Origin of the sequence: Stenotrophomonas sp. Ste86, from assembly GCF_024519465.1 — a bacterium.
Classification (GTDB): domain Bacteria; phylum Pseudomonadota; class Gammaproteobacteria; order Xanthomonadales; family Xanthomonadaceae; genus Stenotrophomonas.
The window spans coordinates 115,748-129,946 of the sequence record NZ_JALJRW010000010.1 but is presented as its reverse complement, the minus strand read 5'-3'; the positions used below and the strand labels follow the sequence as shown (position 1 = coordinate 129,946).

13 protein-coding genes and 1 pseudogene are annotated in these 14,199 nt (G+C 68.6%); 5 read left to right on the top strand and 9 right to left on the bottom strand.

Annotated features, from left to right (window positions below; genetic code table 11):
• Positions 1-14: 14 nt before the first annotated feature.
• Positions 15-803 (top strand): hypothetical protein, encoded by a 789-nt coding sequence (locus NR101_RS11155; RefSeq protein WP_256775943.1) that lies wholly within the window; start codon positions 15-17, stop codon positions 801-803.
• 18 nt (positions 804-821) lie between these two features.
• Here the strand turns inward: NR101_RS11155 and NR101_RS11150 are convergent, their stop codons facing one another.
• Positions 822-1,598 (bottom strand): SDR family oxidoreductase, encoded by a 777-nt coding sequence (locus NR101_RS11150; RefSeq protein ID WP_256775944.1) that lies wholly within the window; start codon positions 1,596-1,598, stop codon positions 822-824.
• Between the two features lie 171 nt (positions 1,599-1,769).
• On the opposite strand from NR101_RS11150, the gene NR101_RS11145 reads away from it, so the two are divergent.
• Positions 1,770-2,000, top strand: coding sequence for a hypothetical protein (locus NR101_RS11145; RefSeq protein WP_256775945.1), 231 nt, complete (start codon positions 1,770-1,772; stop codon positions 1,998-2,000).
• 170 nt (positions 2,001-2,170) lie between these two features.
• On the opposite strand, the gene sppA is transcribed toward NR101_RS11145, so the two are convergent.
• The 4 genes from sppA to NR101_RS11125 all read right to left on the bottom strand — a co-directional run bounded on the left by sppA (position 2,171) and on the right by NR101_RS11125 (position 7,270).
• On the bottom strand, positions 2,171-4,075 hold the full coding sequence (gene sppA, locus NR101_RS11140) for a signal peptide peptidase SppA (protein ID WP_256775946.1): 1,905 nt from the start codon (positions 4,073-4,075) through the stop codon (positions 2,171-2,173).
• 99 nt (positions 4,076-4,174) lie between these two features.
• Complete coding sequence (locus tag NR101_RS11135; protein WP_256775947.1) at positions 4,175-5,545, bottom strand: MATE family efflux transporter; 1,371 nt, start codon at positions 5,543-5,545, stop codon at positions 4,175-4,177.
• Positions 5,546-5,703: 158 nt separating this feature from the next.
• Complete coding sequence (locus NR101_RS11130) at positions 5,704-6,279, bottom strand: DUF3106 domain-containing protein (RefSeq protein WP_256775948.1); 576 nt, start codon at positions 6,277-6,279, stop codon at positions 5,704-5,706.
• On the bottom strand, positions 6,272-7,270 hold the full coding sequence (locus NR101_RS11125; RefSeq protein ID WP_256775949.1) for a hypothetical protein: 999 nt from the start codon (positions 7,268-7,270) through the stop codon (positions 6,272-6,274). The genes NR101_RS11130 and NR101_RS11125 overlap by 8 nt, the downstream gene beginning before the upstream one ends.
• A gap of 495 nt (positions 7,271-7,765) precedes the next feature.
• Here NR101_RS11125 and NR101_RS11120 point away from each other — a divergent pair, with 495 nt between their 5' ends.
• Positions 7,766-9,940 carry a primosomal protein N' gene (locus NR101_RS11120; protein WP_256775996.1) on the top strand — a complete coding sequence of 725 codons (2,175 nt, stop codon included), beginning with the start codon at positions 7,766-7,768 and terminating at the stop codon, positions 9,938-9,940.
• 45 nt (positions 9,941-9,985) lie between these two features.
• Here the strand turns inward: NR101_RS11120 and NR101_RS11115 are convergent, their stop codons facing one another.
• A complete protein-coding gene (locus NR101_RS11115) occupies positions 9,986-10,606 on the bottom strand; it encodes a glutathione S-transferase (RefSeq protein WP_256775950.1) in 621 nt (206 codons plus the stop codon).
• Positions 10,607-10,705: 99 nt separating this feature from the next.
• Here NR101_RS11115 and NR101_RS11110 point away from each other — a divergent pair, with 99 nt between their 5' ends.
• Positions 10,706-10,894, top strand: coding sequence for a hypothetical protein (locus NR101_RS11110; protein ID WP_256775951.1), 189 nt, complete (start codon positions 10,706-10,708; stop codon positions 10,892-10,894).
• Positions 10,895-10,966: 72 nt separating this feature from the next.
• Here NR101_RS11110 and NR101_RS11105 read toward each other — a convergent pair.
• Positions 10,967-11,729 (bottom strand): annotated as a pseudogene (locus NR101_RS11105) (NYN domain-containing protein).
• 160 nt (positions 11,730-11,889) lie between these two features.
• Here NR101_RS11105 and NR101_RS11100 point away from each other — a divergent pair.
• Positions 11,890-13,209 (top strand): NAD(P)/FAD-dependent oxidoreductase, encoded by a 1,320-nt coding sequence (locus NR101_RS11100; RefSeq protein ID WP_256775952.1) that lies wholly within the window; start codon positions 11,890-11,892, stop codon positions 13,207-13,209.
• Positions 13,210-13,265: 56 nt separating this feature from the next.
• Here the strand turns inward: NR101_RS11100 and NR101_RS11095 are convergent, their stop codons facing one another.
• Entirely contained in the window at positions 13,266-13,703 is a 438-nt protein-coding gene (locus tag NR101_RS11095; protein ID WP_256775953.1) for a nuclear transport factor 2 family protein, read from the bottom strand.
• A gap of 68 nt (positions 13,704-13,771) precedes the next feature.
• On the bottom strand, positions 13,772-14,116 hold the full coding sequence (locus NR101_RS11090) for a ribonuclease E inhibitor RraB (protein ID WP_256775954.1): 345 nt from the start codon (positions 14,114-14,116) through the stop codon (positions 13,772-13,774).
• Between the last annotated feature and the right edge of the window lie 83 nt (positions 14,117-14,199).

Here is a 14,199-nt window from a genome sequence, read left to right as displayed (position 1 = left end):
ACGAACCCACGCCGATGCATGTAGCTTCCGCTCCCACCCTGTGCGCGTCGCGCTCGACTCGCCCCGCGCTGCCAACCCGCGCGCTGCTGCTGGCCGCCCTGCTGTCTGCGTCTGCCGCCGCGCTCGCCGATGACGTGGTGCTGTTCCGCTGCACCGACGCCGACGGCGCGCTGACCGTGCAGAACAAGCCCTGCCCGGCGGGCAGCTCGCAGCGCATCGAGCGCTTCGTGGCGCCCGCGTCGCGCCAACCGCCGGGGACCGCCGAGACTGCCGGCACTGCCGCGCCAGCGGCCATCGCGCCTGTGGTCGATGCAACCGCCACGGCCGACATGCTCCAGCACGCCCCGCTGCCGATCCTGCAGGGCGATGTGCAGACCTCGGTGGAAGCCGAAGGCAACGCCATCCTGGACAGTGACGTGGTCCGCCGCCAGGCGCAGCAGGAGGCGGCGGCCGCGAAGGACGCCGCAGCGGTGGCCAAGGCGCCGCTGCCGGAGATCTACCAGTGCCAGGGCAGCGACGGCAACCGTTACCTGCACGAGCGCGAGCCGGCACCGCCGCACTGCGTGCTGATGACCGTCACCGGCCTGGGCGGCAACACGCCCGTCAATGCGGCCGGGTGCGAAGTGATCCGCGATCAGTGCGAAGCCGTCGCCGACGCGCAGCGGTGCAGCAGCTGGCAGCAGCGCTTCCGCGATGCACGTGGCAGCGAGCGTTTCGCCGCCCCGGAGAACAAGGCCAGGGCCATCGCCGAGCGCGAGCGGTTGCAGGCGATCCTGGCCGACAGCGATTGCGCCGTGCCGTAGCCCAACCGTTGCTCGGCCTCAGAACCCGTAACGCAGGAAACCGCCGTCCACCGCGATGCACTCACCGGTGACATAGCTCGACGCCGGCAGGCACAGGAACCCGACCGCCGCAGCCACTTCCTCGGGCTCGCCGATGCGGCGCATCGGGGTGCGGTCGATTACTTCTTCGTAGTAATCCGGGTCCGACAGCGGACCGGAGGTGCGCCGGGTGCGGATGTACCACGGCGCCACCGCGTTGACCCGGATGCCATCTTCGGCCCATTCCACCGCCAGGTTGCGGGTCATCTGGTGCATCGCCGCCTTGGTCATGCCGTACACCGCGCCGCTGCGCACGTGGGTGAGCCCGGACACGCTGCCGACATTGACGATCGCCGAGGCCGCATGCCGGGCCAGCAACGGGTGTGCGTACCGCGACAGTTCGAACGCCGAGAACAGGTTGGTCTCGAAGATCCCGCGCCATTCGTCTTCGGTGTATTCGGTGGCCGGCTTGGTGATGTTGCCGCCGGCGTTGTTGATCAGCAGGTGCAGGCCATCGCTGTGGTCTTCGACCCAGTCCAGGATCTCGCGGCGGTCTTCGTCATCGGAGACGTCGGCGGCCAGGCCATGGATCTCGCGATCGGGAAAGGTATCGACCAGTTCATCGCGTGCCATTTCGAGCGCGTCCGCATCGCGGCCGACGATCAACACGTCGGCACCGAAGCCCAGCAGTTCCCGCGCAATGGCCAGGCCGATGCCGGCACTGGCGCCGGTGATCAATGCGGTCTGTCCGTCCAGTCGCCAACGTTGCGCGCTCACATGCGTCTCCTGCGTCGGGGCACTGCCCCCTGCTGCTGGCGCGTTGCACCGTGCAACGCGTCCTGCGCAAGGATAGCGCAGCACTCGCGCAGCGTCGGCGCACCCGCCATCACACCTGCCCTGCGCGACGGTGCGACACTGCCCTCCCCGGCCCATCGCGAGGCGCATGCCATGAACATCCGTACTCTCCTGCCGTTGATTGCGCTGCTGGCCGCAGCCGGCTGCAACCGACCCGTGCCGGCGCCGGCCCCGGACACACCACCGGCGCCGCAGGCCACCGCGCTGCGCGATGCGATGCAGCAGCCACTCGACAAGGCCAAGGCCGCGCGCGACATGCTGGAAAAGGCGCCGGACACCCGTGCCGCCGATGACGCAGGAAACGACGCAGCCAAAACACCCTGACCAATGCGGCAACGCCACCCCATGGGGTGGCGGCACGCGGTAGAGCCACCCCATGGGTGGCTGCGCAGCGCCGGATCGTAGAGCAGCCCCCCATGGGGTGGCTCTACCGCGGTCGGAGCCAAGAAAAAGCCCGGCATTCGCCGGGCTTTTTCATCTCGCGTTGCAACCGGTCAGAACCCGCAGAAGCAATACGCCAACGCCTTCACCGGGGCGCTGCCGCGCGGATCGCGGGCGGCGTCTTCGACGAAGCGCAGCTGGGTATCCAGCTCCGGCATCGAACGGGCCAGCATCAGCCGCGCCATGCCCGACTCGCCCAGCATCCACGCACCGGCATGGCTGCCGGCGAAGCCGCTCATGAACTGCGCGAACGGCGTGGCGCCCTTCTCGATGTAGCGCACGCGGACCTTGTCCACGCCGCCCAGCTTGGCGCGCTTGGCGGCGTCGGCAACCGCCGCCTTGAGCCCGCCGAATTCGTCGACCAGGCCACGTTCCTTGGCCTGCGCACCGCTCCACACGCGACCGCGGGCGACTTCATCGACCGCCTCGACAGGCTTGTTGCGGGCGTCGGCGACCTTGCCGGTGAAATCGGCGTAGCCCTTGTTGATCACCGACTGGATCACCTGGCCCACGGCCGGATCCATCGGACGGGTCATGTCGAACGCACCGGCGAAGCGGGTGGTGCCCACGCCATCGGTGTGCACGCCGATCTTGTCCAGCGAACGGGCCACGTTCGGGATCATGCCGAAGATGCCGATCGACCCGGTGATGGTCGACGGATCGGCGTAGATGCGGTCGGCGTTCATGCTGATCCAGTAACCACCGGACGCTGCCAGATCCCCCATCGACACCACCACCGGCTTGCCGGCGGCCTTCAGCGCGACCACTTCGCGACGGATCTGCTCGGAGGCGAACACTTCACCGCCCGGCGAATCCACGCGCAGCACCACGGCCTTCACGTCCTTGTCGTCGCGCGCTTCGCGCAGCAGCGCCGAGGTCGACACGCCACCGACGCGACCGGCCGGCAGGTCGCCACCGGCGATTTCACCGGCCGCCACGATCACCGCCACCTGCGGACGTGAGTCCACCGGCGAACGACGGGTATCGAGCACCGACAGGTAGCTGTCCAGGTTGACGCTGCGGAAGCCGCCATCGGCGTCTTCATCGGCCACGCCACGATCGGCCAGCAGGTCTTCGACTTCCTCACGGGTCTTCAGGCCATCGACCAGCTTCTGCTGCAGGGCGAACTTGGCCAGGTCGCCACCGGCGGCGGCGATGCCCTCGGGCATGGTGTCGATGCCGGCGGCCAGCTGCGCGGCGTCGAGCTTGCGTGCCTTGGCGATGTCGCCCAGGTAGCGCTGCCACACATCGGTCATCCAGAACAGATCCGCTTCCTTGGCCTGCGCCGAGGCCGCATCGAGCACGTACGGCTCGGCGGCGGACTTGTACTCGCCCACCTTGAACAGATGCACGTCCACGCCCAGCTTGTCCTGCAGGCCGGTGCGGAAGTACTGGCGGTAACGGCCGAGGCCTTCCAGCACCACGCCGCCCATCGGGTCCAGATAGACCTCGTTGGCCTGCGCGGCCAGCAGGTACTGCGACTGGCTCATGTTCTCGCTGAAGGCCACCACCTGCTTGCCCGAGGCACGCAGGTCCTGCAGCGCGGCGACCACTTCGCGCATCGAGGCGAAACCGCTGGGCTGCAGCTTGTCCAGCTGCAACACCACGCGTTCGATCTTCTTGTCGTCGCGGGCGGCTTCGATCGCGCGGATGAGGTCGCGCAGCTGCACCTCGTCGGCGCCGTTGTCGCCCACGGCCTTGGCCAGCGCGCGGCTGACCGGATCGGCACTGTACTGCTCGACCAGCTTGCCTTCCGGCGCGATCACCAGGGTGGTGCGGTCCTGCAGCGACTTGCCCGCGGTGGCGCTCTTGCCCATCGCAACGACGAACAGGATCAGCACCAGCAACAGCAGGCCGAAGAAGACCAGGTTGAGGATCAGCCTGCGGGTAAAGTTCATCACATCCCACAGCCCGATGAAGAAGCTGGCGACGGGATTGCGACGCGCGGGTTGGTTCATGGGGAAAACTCCAGTTGGCTTCTTGCCGTAGTGCCAGCATAGCCGTTGCCGGGCAGCCCGGCATCGGACACAAGTAAGGGGGTCGTCAGGCGGCGCACGTCACGCCGCCGTGGTGATGGGGCTGCCGACACGCCGGCTGCTGACGTGCAGCCGCCATGCCATCAGGATGGCCGCGGCGGTCAGGCCCAGGATCAGGCCCAGCCACATGCCCTGCGGCCCCATGCCCAGCCCCAGGCCGAGCCCGGCGCCCAGCGGCATGCCCAGGCCCCAGTACGAGAACATGGCGATGAACATCGGCACGCGGGTGTCCTTGAGACCGCGCAGCGCGCCGGCCGAGAGCACCTGGATGCCGTCGGGGAACTGAAACGCAGCCGCATACAGCAGCAGTGTGGAGGCCAGCGCGGCCACGCCCATGTCGGCGGTGTAGACCCCGACAATGGCGTCGTGCCCGAACAACAGCACCAGCGCCGACAGCGTCTGCGTGCCCAGGATGATCACCAGCCCGGCGATGGCCGCGCGGCGCACGCCCAGCCCGTTGCCGCTGCCAACCGCGTGGCCGACGCGCACGGTGGTGGCCTCGGCCACGCCCATCGGGATCATGAAGCACAGCTGGGCGACGTTGATCGCGATCTGGTGCGAGGCCGCTTCGGTGGCGCCCAGGCGACCGATCAGCAGCGCGGTGACGATGAACAGCCCGCCTTCCATCAGCACGGTGATGCCGATCGGCAGGCCGGTGCGCAGCAGGTCCCAGATCGCGGCCCAGCGCGGCGCCTCGAAATGCGAGAACAGCTGCAGGTGCGCAAAGCGCTTGGTCTTGAACAGGTAACCGGCAAAACACAGCGCCTGGATCCACATCATCGTGGCCGAGGCGACGCCCAGGCCTTCAGCGCCCATCTCCGGGAAGCCCAGCTTGCCGTAACACAGCACATAGCCCAGCGGCGCCAGCACCAGCAGGCCGCCGAAGCCCAGGATCATGGTCGGCAGCGTCCAGTGCATGCCTTCGCTGAGGTAGCGCATGCAGAAGTACAGGGTGAGCGCCGGTCCGCCCCAGCGCACCGCATGCAGGAACGCCGTCGCCCCGGGCACGATGTCCGGCGCGATGCCGAACGCCGGCAGCAGCGGTGGCACCACGGTGAGGAAGGTGAACATGATCAGGCCCAGGCCCAGCGCCAACCACAGCGCCTGGCGGAACAACGGGCCGATCTCGCGCTCGCGCCCGGCGCCGTGCAACTGCGACACCGAGGCGGTGAGCGAGATCAGCGTACCGATCGGGATCAGCATCGGCAGCCACAGCAGCGCGGTGCCGATGGTGACCGCAGCCAGCGTCTGTGTGCCGTGGTGGCCGGCGATGACGTTGTCGACGAAGGAAATCAGGCCGGTGGAAACGTGGCCCAGGACCAGCGGCAGCGCGAGCAGGCCGGTGGCGCGCACTTCGTGGGAGAGGCGCGGCGTGGGAGTTGCGATGGACATGGGAATCACAGACGACAACTACGGTCGCGCGCGGAGGGCACAGGCACCGGGTTGCAGCCGGGCATCTTACGCCCGCAGGCGATCAAAACCCACGATGGCCGGTAAACGTGCGGTTTGCGACAGAGGGCGCCACGCACTGCGTGACGCCCCGTGCCCGATCAATGCCCAACGTTCTGCTTCAACCACGCATCGCGCGCGCCCGGGGCCAGCGCCAGGAACTGGGCCCGCACCTGTTCGCGTTCCTGCGGTGGGGTGCGCTGGGCCACCAGGGTGAGCTGGGCAAGCTGGTCGGTACTGAGCTGGCGCAGGATCGCCAGCGCCGGCTCACGCTGCTCGGCCGGCAGGTAGCCGAACAGACCCTGCAGCTTGGGGAACAGCTGGCCCAGCTGCGGGCCGAGCAGCCAGCCATCGCGGAAGCGCTGGTCCTGCTGGGCGAAACGCTCGCGCAGGGCCTGTTGCTGGGCCGGTGGCAACGCGGCGATGCGGCGCGCGGCCTCGCGCACGCGCGCGCGCTCGGGTTCGGGCAAGGCCTGCCATGCCGCGTAGCGGCTGCGCAGGTCGCGCAGCTGCGCCGGATCCAGCGCGGCCGGCGTGGCCGGAATCGCCGGGCGGGTCGTCGGTACCGGGGTGGCGCTGGAGGGCACCGGCAGCGGCAAAGCCACCGATTCCGGCGCCGCCGCTGCGCTGCCTGCCAGCGACAGGCCCACGACCAGGCTCAGGAGCGTCTTACTCATCGGTGCTGGTCTCCAGGCCGGCCGTCGCCGGTTCCGGGCGGCTGGGTTGCGGTTGCGATTCGTCGACCGGCACCGGCCCGCCTGCGGCAAACCAGGCATACAGGTCGGCGTCCCGCGCTACCGCCAGCGCCGGATCGGCCAGCATCGCCGCGTCGCTGGCGGTGTGTGCCGGGTCGACCGGGGCGGTCACCGGCAGATCCTCGGCGGGCAGTTCCTCCACCGTCACCGGGCCGGTGTCGCCCACGGCGCCTTCCGGCGTGCTGGCGACCGGATCGGCGCCGTGGCGCGCGTGCTTCCACCAGGCTGCGCCGCCAAGCAGGACCCCGGCGGTGACCGCCACGATCAACAACCCCTTCCATGGCAGTCGGCGTGCCCCCCGGCGCTTCGGCGCACGCGTCGGCCGGGCGTCGGCCTTGTTCGGGGTGCGCCAGGAGGCGGTGTCCTGGCTCGGCGCAGGCGCGGCGACGGGTTGCTGCAGCCGCTGCAGCCGCGACAGCGGCAGGTCGCGCAGGCGCAGCTGCACCTGCTCGGCCAGCGCGCGCCAGGCAGACGCATCGGGATGGCCCTGGGCATCGCGCGGGCACGCCTCGGCCAGGGCCTGCTGATAGTCGGCCACGGGCAGATCGAGGATCTGCGCAGCGGCGGCCTCGTCCAGGCTGCCGCCGATGCGCAGCAGCAGCGCCAGCCGCGCCGCCGGGGCCAGCGCAGGCAGGTGGGCCAGTTCCGGCGGCCACTGGCCGCCGGCGGCGGGCACCCGGATCGGGGTGCGATGGGCCAGCAGGATCCAGAAACGGTCCGGCCACTGCGCCATCGGCACGTCGCTGGCGATACCGGCGAAGGCCCGCATCACCGCCACCAGCGCCTGTTCGGCCACGGTCGGGTCGCCGCATTGCAGCTCGGCCACCACCAGCGCGCGGCGTTCAACGCCACGCAGGAACGCCGACAGCGCGCCGGCTGCGGTAGAGGAAACGGGGGCCGTCGCAGCCGTCATAGCAACTCCATCAAGTGCGGAAATGATAGCGATTGCGTCGCCGATCGGGCGTGCCAATGTAGGCCACGTGTGAAGACGCAGAGGCCGGATCGACGCAGGTACGGGCGCAGGTTGTGCACAGCATCAATGAAATCCGCCGCCCGATAGGGCGTGAAGGGGGGTGTGGGCATGTTTCAGCTTTGTTTCACAGATATCTTATTGTTTTAATTGACTATTGTTGTGTGGCTATTTTTTGACCAAGTTGAGGAAGACGTCGGAACTCCCTGACCCCGGGCCCGCAGTTCGCCAGTGGCGCACAGACTTATCCACAGAAGATGTGGATAAGCCTGAATCTCTCGACAGGACAGATATTTAGCCACTATTTAGGTTGGGCGAGTCAGCGGGAGGAGCGTGTCGCAGGTCGCTGCCGGGCATGAGATGGACCGCTACACTGCTGCGATGCCCAGCTCCGATCCGGCCCTGCCCCTGTCGCTTACTGGCGGCCCTACCCCCCTGCTGAATGCGCCGACCCTCCAGGTTGCGGTGCCGCTGCCCCTGCCGCAGTGGTTCGACTACGCCCCGCCGCCGGGCGAGCCGCCGCATGCGGGGATGATCGGCCGCCGGATACGGGTGCCGTTCGGGTCTCGCGAACTGGTTGGGGTGGTCGCGGCGATCGGCACGGTCGCCGATGGCGGCAGCCTGCGCGCCGCGCTGGAATGGATCGATGACGCACCGCTGTTGCGCGAGGAGCTGTGGAGCTCGCTGCAGTGGCTGGCCCGCTACACCCATGCGCCGTTGGGCGAAGTGGTCAGCACCGCGTTGCCGGCGCCGTTGCGGCGCGGCGATGCGCTGCCCGACACCCATCGCTGGGGTTGGCAGCTGACCGAAGCGGGCCACGCGCAGCGGGACCGCCTGCGCGCCGGCACCCGGCCGCAGCGGTTGGGCGCCTTGCTGGCCGACGGGGTGGTCGACGAGGACGTGCTGGACGCGCGCATGGACGATTGGCGCAGCGCTGCCCGCGCCCTGGCCAAGCGCAACCTGGTGGAGCGGATCGCGCTGGACCATCAACGCGCGGTGGCGCAGGCCAGTGCCGGACCGCCGCCGAATCCCGAGCAGGCCGAGGCGATCGCCGCGATCACCGCCGCCACCGGCTTCGGGGCCTACCTGCTGGACGGGGTGACCGGCAGCGGCAAGACCGAGGTGTACCTGCAGGCGATCGTGGACTGCCTGGCACGGGGTCGCCAGGCGCTGGTGCTGGTGCCGGAAATCGGCCTGACCCCGCAGACCCTGTCGCGCTTCCGCAAACGTCTGGGCATCCCGGTGCACGTGCTGCATTCGGGCCTGAACGACAACGAGCGCGCACGGGTGTGGGCGGCGGCGGCACGCGGCGAGGCGCAGGTGATCGTCGGCACGCGCTCGGCGGTGTTCACCCCGTTGCCCAACGCCGGCCTGATCGTGGTCGACGAAGAACACGATGGCAGCTACAAGCAGCAGGATGGCATCCGCTACCACGCGCGTGATTTCGCGCTGGTACGGGCCAAGGCGCTGGACGTGCCGGTGGTGCTGGGCAGCGCGACGCCCTCGCTGGAATCGCTGCACAACGCGCAGGCCGGACGCTACACGCACCTGCGCCTGAAACAGCGCGCCGGCGAGGCGCGACCGCCGCGCGTGCGCGTGCTGGATGTACGCAAGCGACCGTTGCGCGATGGCCTGTCGCCGGAGGTGCTGCAGGGCATCGCCGACCACCTGCAGGCCGGCCACCAGGTGCTGGTGTTCAAGAACCGGCGCGGCTATGCGCCGGTGCTGCTGTGCCACGACTGTGGCTGGACCGCGCCGTGCCAGCGCTGCGATGCACCGATGACGGTGCACGCCGGCGGGCGCCGCCTGCAGTGCCACCATTGCGGTGCGCGCCAGTCCGCGCCGCTGGCCTGCCCGGACTGCGGCAGCCTGGCGCTGCAGCCGCAGGGCATCGGCACCGAGCGGCTGGAAGAACACCTGGTGCAGGCCTTCGCCGACTACCCGGTGATCCGTATCGACCGCGGCACGACCTCGCGTCGCGATGCGCTGGAAACCCAGCTGGCCACGCTCGGCGACCGCGCCGGCATCCTGGTGGGCACGCAGATCCTGGCCAAGGGCCACGACCTGCCCAAGCTGACCCTGGTGGTGGTGGTGGGGATCGATGAGGGGCTGTTCTCGGCCGATTTCCGCGCCAGCGAAAAACTCGCCCAGCAGTTGATCCAGGTGGCCGGCCGCGCCGGTCGCGCCACCGACCCCGGCGAGGTCTGGCTGCAGACCCATCACCCTGGCCATCCACTACTGGAGACGCTGGTCAATGGCGGCTACCACGCCTTCGCCGAGGCCGAGCTGCAGCAGCGCGAAGCGGCGGGTTTCCCGCCATTTGCGCACCTGGCGCTGCTGCGTGCCGAGGCCCAGCAGGTGGAGCATGCCAACGCGATGTTGAGTGCGGTGCGCGGATTGATTCCCGAAGACGCGGCAGTGGAGCGCTACGGTCCGATGCCCGCGCCAATGCCGCGCCGGGCCGGATACCAGCGTACGCAGCTGCTGCTGTCGGCGCCGGCCCGGCGCCCGTTGCATGGGGTGCTGGATCTGATCACGCCGCAGATCCATGGGTTGCCGCAGGCGCGGAAGGTGCGCTGGTCGCTGGATGTGGATCCGACGGATCTGTATTGAGGCGGTCGCCTCGGTACAGACCCATCGCGCGCGCCATCCAGTGCTTCAGGTCAACGCAGTCATTACGCCGCGCTGATACGCCGGCCGCTGTTTGAGGCGTTCGTACCACGCGGCCAGGTGCGGCAGGTGTGGGCGCTGGATCGGCATTTCGAACCAGGCGTAGATGAAGGCGCCGAGCGGGATATCCCCCATCGCGAAGTCGTCGCCGGAGAGCCATGGCTGTCGCGACAGCGCGTCATCGGCCATCGCCAGCAGTTCGCCCGAGCGCACCAGCGCGGCGGCGATGCGTGCTTCATCGCGGTCGGCCGGGGCGGTGCGCAGCGTGCCCCAGAACAGATCGCGGAACACCCCGGCGAAGGTGGACGTGGTCCAGTCCATCCACTTTTCCGACTGCGCGCGGGCGACCACGTCTTCGGGGTACAGCGTGCCCAGCGCGTACCGCGCCGACAGGTAGCGCACGATGGTGTTGGATTCCCACAGCGGCAGGCCATGGTCTTCGATCACCGGCACCAGCCCGTTGGGATTCATCGCGCGGTATTCGGGCGACTGGGTGCCGCCGAACGCGCCGCCGACCTGGATCGACTCGTACGGCGCCCCGATTTCCTCCGCGCACCACAGCACCTTGCGCACGTTGCTTGAATTGTGGCGGCCCCAGATCTTCAGCATGTTGGATGTCCCAGTCGCAAGAGGCGTGGCACCGGGCCGCGCGGTGCCGCTACGATACGCCGATCGGCGGCGTGGCCGTCACCTCAAGGATGAAATGGAATGTTCACCCAGATCCTCGAAGTCGGCCTGTTGTGCGTCGGTGTGCTGCTGCTGGTGGTGGGCTACCGCCGCAACCATCGCGACCTGATGCTGGTCGCGGCCCTGGTGCTGATGTCCTTCGGGACGCTGCAGGACTTCAGCCGTGGGGTCATCGACGGCTACCAGAGATCCGACGCGAAGACGCTGTAGTTCGATTCTGCCCCCGGTGTTGCCTCACCCGTCCAACCGGATGCCTGCCGTGCACGCAACCCGATGCAGGCGTTACTTGGCCGGCTTGGCCGCACTCTTCTTCGGCAGCGCGCGCACGTAGGTGGATTTGCCGTCCTTCTTCATCTCGAACAGCCCGGTGGCGGCCAGCAGCTCGCTCAGCTTGCCATAGCCGTAATTGCGCGAATCGAACGAGGCCTGGTTGCCGATCTGGCTGCCGACCGGTCCCAGGTGCGACCAGCCATCGTCGGCCTCGGCCGAGGCCACCGCACTGCGCAGCATCTGCACCAGGCGCGTGTCGCTGCGCAGCTCCGGGCCACTCTTGCGCGGGCGCGCTTCCTCGTTGCCATGCTCCACCTCCACGTCGGCAGCCAGGTCTTGCCCGAGCGCTTCCAAGTAAGTGAACTTGGAGCAGGCATTGACGAACGGTTCGGAGGTTTTCTTTTCCCCGAAGCCGTACACCTTGACCCCGTCGGTGAGCAGGCGCATCACCAACGGGGTGAAGTCCGCATCGCTGGATACGATCGCAAACCCATCCAGGTTGCGGGCGTACAGCATGTCCATCGCATCGATCACCATGGCCATGTCCGAGGCGTTCTTGCCGCGGCTGTAGGCGAACTGCTGGATCGGCCGGATCGCGTAGGCATGCAGCACCGATTCCCAGCCTTTCAGCGACGGACTCTTCCAGTTGCCGTAGGCGCGGCGCACGTTGGCCACGCCGTAGCCGCGCCACTTCGGCCAGCACCACGTCGATCTTCGACGAGGGCGCGTTGTCGGCATCGATCAGCAACGCGATGCGCTTTTCCGGCTCGGTCATCTCAGCCTCCACGGCACTCAGGACATGGCCGCCGGCAAGCGCGACGGCCCCTGAACCCAGTATCTGTCATCCACGTGAATGTTCCGCTTCACGTGCGACGATAGAACGCGTCGACCATGTCCCCCATGGGCCGGACGGCCGGCCCCCAAGGAGTCCCTGCATGACCCGCGATCCCCTGCCCCACCTTGTCATCATCGGTGGTGGTTTCGCCGGCCTCTGGGCCACGCGCGCCTTGGCCGGCGCGCGCATCCGCATCACCCTGGTGGACCGCCGCAACCACCATCTGTTCCAGCCGCTGCTGTACCAGGTTGCCACCGCCGGGCTGTCCGCGCCGGACATCGCCGCGCCGCTGCGCCACATCCTCGGCGACCAGCGCAATGTGGAAGTGCGCCTGGGCGAAGTCACCGCGATCGACAAGGACTCCCGCCAGATCATCCTGGCCGACGGCAGCCACCTCGGCTACGACACTCTCATGCTGTGCACTGGTGCCACGCACGCCTACTTCGGCCACGACGAATGGGCCGCCGATGCGCCCGGCCTGAAGACCCTGGACGATGCGATTGCACTGCGCCGCAAGCTGCTGCTCGCCTTCGAGCGCGCCGAGGCCGAGCCCGATCCGGCGCGCAAGGCGGCTTGGCTCAGCTTCGCGGTAGTGGGCGGTGGCCCGACCGGCGTCGAGCTGGCCGGCACCCTGGCCGAGATCGCCCGGCACACGCTGCGCAATGAATTCCGCCACATCGATCCGGCCAGCGCCAAGGTGCGGCTGGTGGAAGCCGGTCCGCGCGTGCTGTCGACCTTCCCCGAGGTGCTCTCGCTCAAGGCCCGCCGCCAGCTGGAAAAACTGGGCGTGGAAGTACTCACCGGTACGCCGGTCAGCGACATCAACAGCGATGGCTTCCAGCTCGGCGATCAGTTCGTCCCCGCGCGCACCGTGGTGTGGGCCGCCGGCGTAGCCGCCTCGCCGCTGGCGCGCACGTTGGACGTCCCGCTGGACCGCGCCGGCCGCGTGCCGGTCCAGCCCGACCTCACCCTGGACGGCCATCCGGAGATCTTCGTCGCCGGCGACCTGGCCGCGCTCAGCCAGGCCGACGGCCGGCCGGTGCCCGGCGTGGCGCCTGCGGCCAAGCAGATGGGCAAGCATGTGGCGGCGATCATCCGCGCACGGTTGGAGAACAAGCCCGCGCCCGGGCCGTTCAAGTACCAGGACTTCGGCAACCTGGCCACGATCGGGCGCATGGCCGCGATCGTGCACCTGGGCAGGCTGCAGTTGTCCGGCGTGCTGGCCTGGTGGTTCTGGCTGGCCGCGCACGTGTTCTTCCTGATCGGCTTCCGCAACCGCATCGTGGTGCTGCTTAACTGGGCGGTGGCGTACTGGAGCTACCAGCGCAGCGCGCGGATCATTTTCGGGGATGACCGTGAGGATCGGCGGAGGAAGGCCATCCCGTCTGCGCCCGATCCGGATGAGACGTCATCGCGATGATCAGGATGTAACGCTTGCCCGGAATGTGCGAGGTTGTTCGGTGACACTGGACGGGCTCATTGCTTCGGCTTGCTGTACCACAGCGCATTGACGATGACCCAACGCGCGCCGAAACGGCCCATGTGGAAATAGTCCACGAACCATGGCGTTTCCAGCCGCACCGAGGCGGCGTTGCCGGTCACGTCCAGCACCCGGCAGCTGCGGTTCCACTGCTCCTTCGGCGTTTTCAGAGCGCCCTGCCGGGTCAGCCCGACCAGCTCTTCCTTGGACATCCGCCGCAGCCCGAGCCGCTCGTCCGGGGTATCCCCCAGGATGGCGCGCTTGGCTAGGTCCGGGTGCAGCGAACGTGCGACGCGCTGTGGATCGGCTTCGAGCTGGCCGTCCACGTAATCGAAACACGTCGCCTCGATGGCCGCCAGCGTGGCCGGATCCGGAACGATTGCGGCAGGCGGGGCGGTTGCGGCGGCGGCAAGGATCAGGAACAGGGCGGACATCGGTGCTCTCCGGCAGGGGTGCGAATGAAGGGCGGGGTCGCGTGCAGTACGTGATGTGCTGAAGGGCGTCAGCCCTGCGAAACGCACCCCCACCCATCCAGCCGTCCGCTGTAGGGAATGGCTTCGGTACCCAGCAGGCCTTCGAAGCCGGCGATGTTGTGGTGGGTCGGCACCATCAGCGGGTGCACCAGGATCTGCCAGGGGAACTCGTCGTTGCCTTCGTAGCGGGCGAAGGACACCTTCTGTTCGTTCTTGAGCAGGTGCACGGCAAAGGCAATGGCCACGTCTTCGGTGGGGAAGATCAGCGCGAAATCCACCTCGCGGGGAATCGACAGGTCATCACCGTCCTGCAGCATGTTCCACAGCACATCGCCGTTTTCGTCTTCCGGGTACAGGATCAGGTCGCGGGACATGGCACTCCAGGGGTTCAGCAGGCCGATCACCGGCAGATGCACGATGGTATGTCGGCGGCGAACACGCGAACAAGCGACGCGCG

What these genes read in the sequence shown, in the direction of transcription:
- NR101_RS11115 (WP_256775950.1), bottom strand. Translation starts at nt 10,606, where the DNA reads ATGCTGAAGATCTGGGGCCGCCACAATTCAAGCAACGTGCGCAAGGTG.
- NR101_RS11095 (WP_256775953.1), bottom strand. Translation starts at nt 13,703, where the DNA reads ATGTCCGCCCTGTTCCTGATCCTTGCCGCCGCCGCAACCGCCCCGCCT.
- NR101_RS11125 (WP_256775949.1), bottom strand. Translation starts at nt 7,270, where the DNA reads ATGACGGCTGCGACGGCCCCCGTTTCCTCTACCGCAGCCGGCGCGCTG.
- NR101_RS11100 (WP_256775952.1), top strand. Translation starts at nt 11,890, where the DNA reads ATGACCCGCGATCCCCTGCCCCACCTTGTCATCATCGGTGGTGGTTTC.
- sppA (WP_256775946.1), bottom strand. Translation starts at nt 4,075, where the DNA reads ATGAACCAACCCGCGCGTCGCAATCCCGTCGCCAGCTTCTTCATCGGG.
- NR101_RS11155 (WP_256775943.1), top strand. Translation starts at nt 15, where the DNA reads ATGCATGTAGCTTCCGCTCCCACCCTGTGCGCGTCGCGCTCGACTCGC.
- NR101_RS11145 (WP_256775945.1), top strand. Translation starts at nt 1,770, where the DNA reads ATGAACATCCGTACTCTCCTGCCGTTGATTGCGCTGCTGGCCGCAGCC.
- NR101_RS11110 (WP_256775951.1), top strand. Translation starts at nt 10,706, where the DNA reads ATGTTCACCCAGATCCTCGAAGTCGGCCTGTTGTGCGTCGGTGTGCTG.
- NR101_RS11090 (WP_256775954.1), bottom strand. Translation starts at nt 14,116, where the DNA reads ATGTCCCGCGACCTGATCCTGTACCCGGAAGACGAAAACGGCGATGTG.
- NR101_RS11130 (WP_256775948.1), bottom strand. Translation starts at nt 6,279, where the DNA reads ATGAGTAAGACGCTCCTGAGCCTGGTCGTGGGCCTGTCGCTGGCAGGC.
- NR101_RS11135 (WP_256775947.1), bottom strand. Translation starts at nt 5,545, where the DNA reads ATGTCCATCGCAACTCCCACGCCGCGCCTCTCCCACGAAGTGCGCGCC.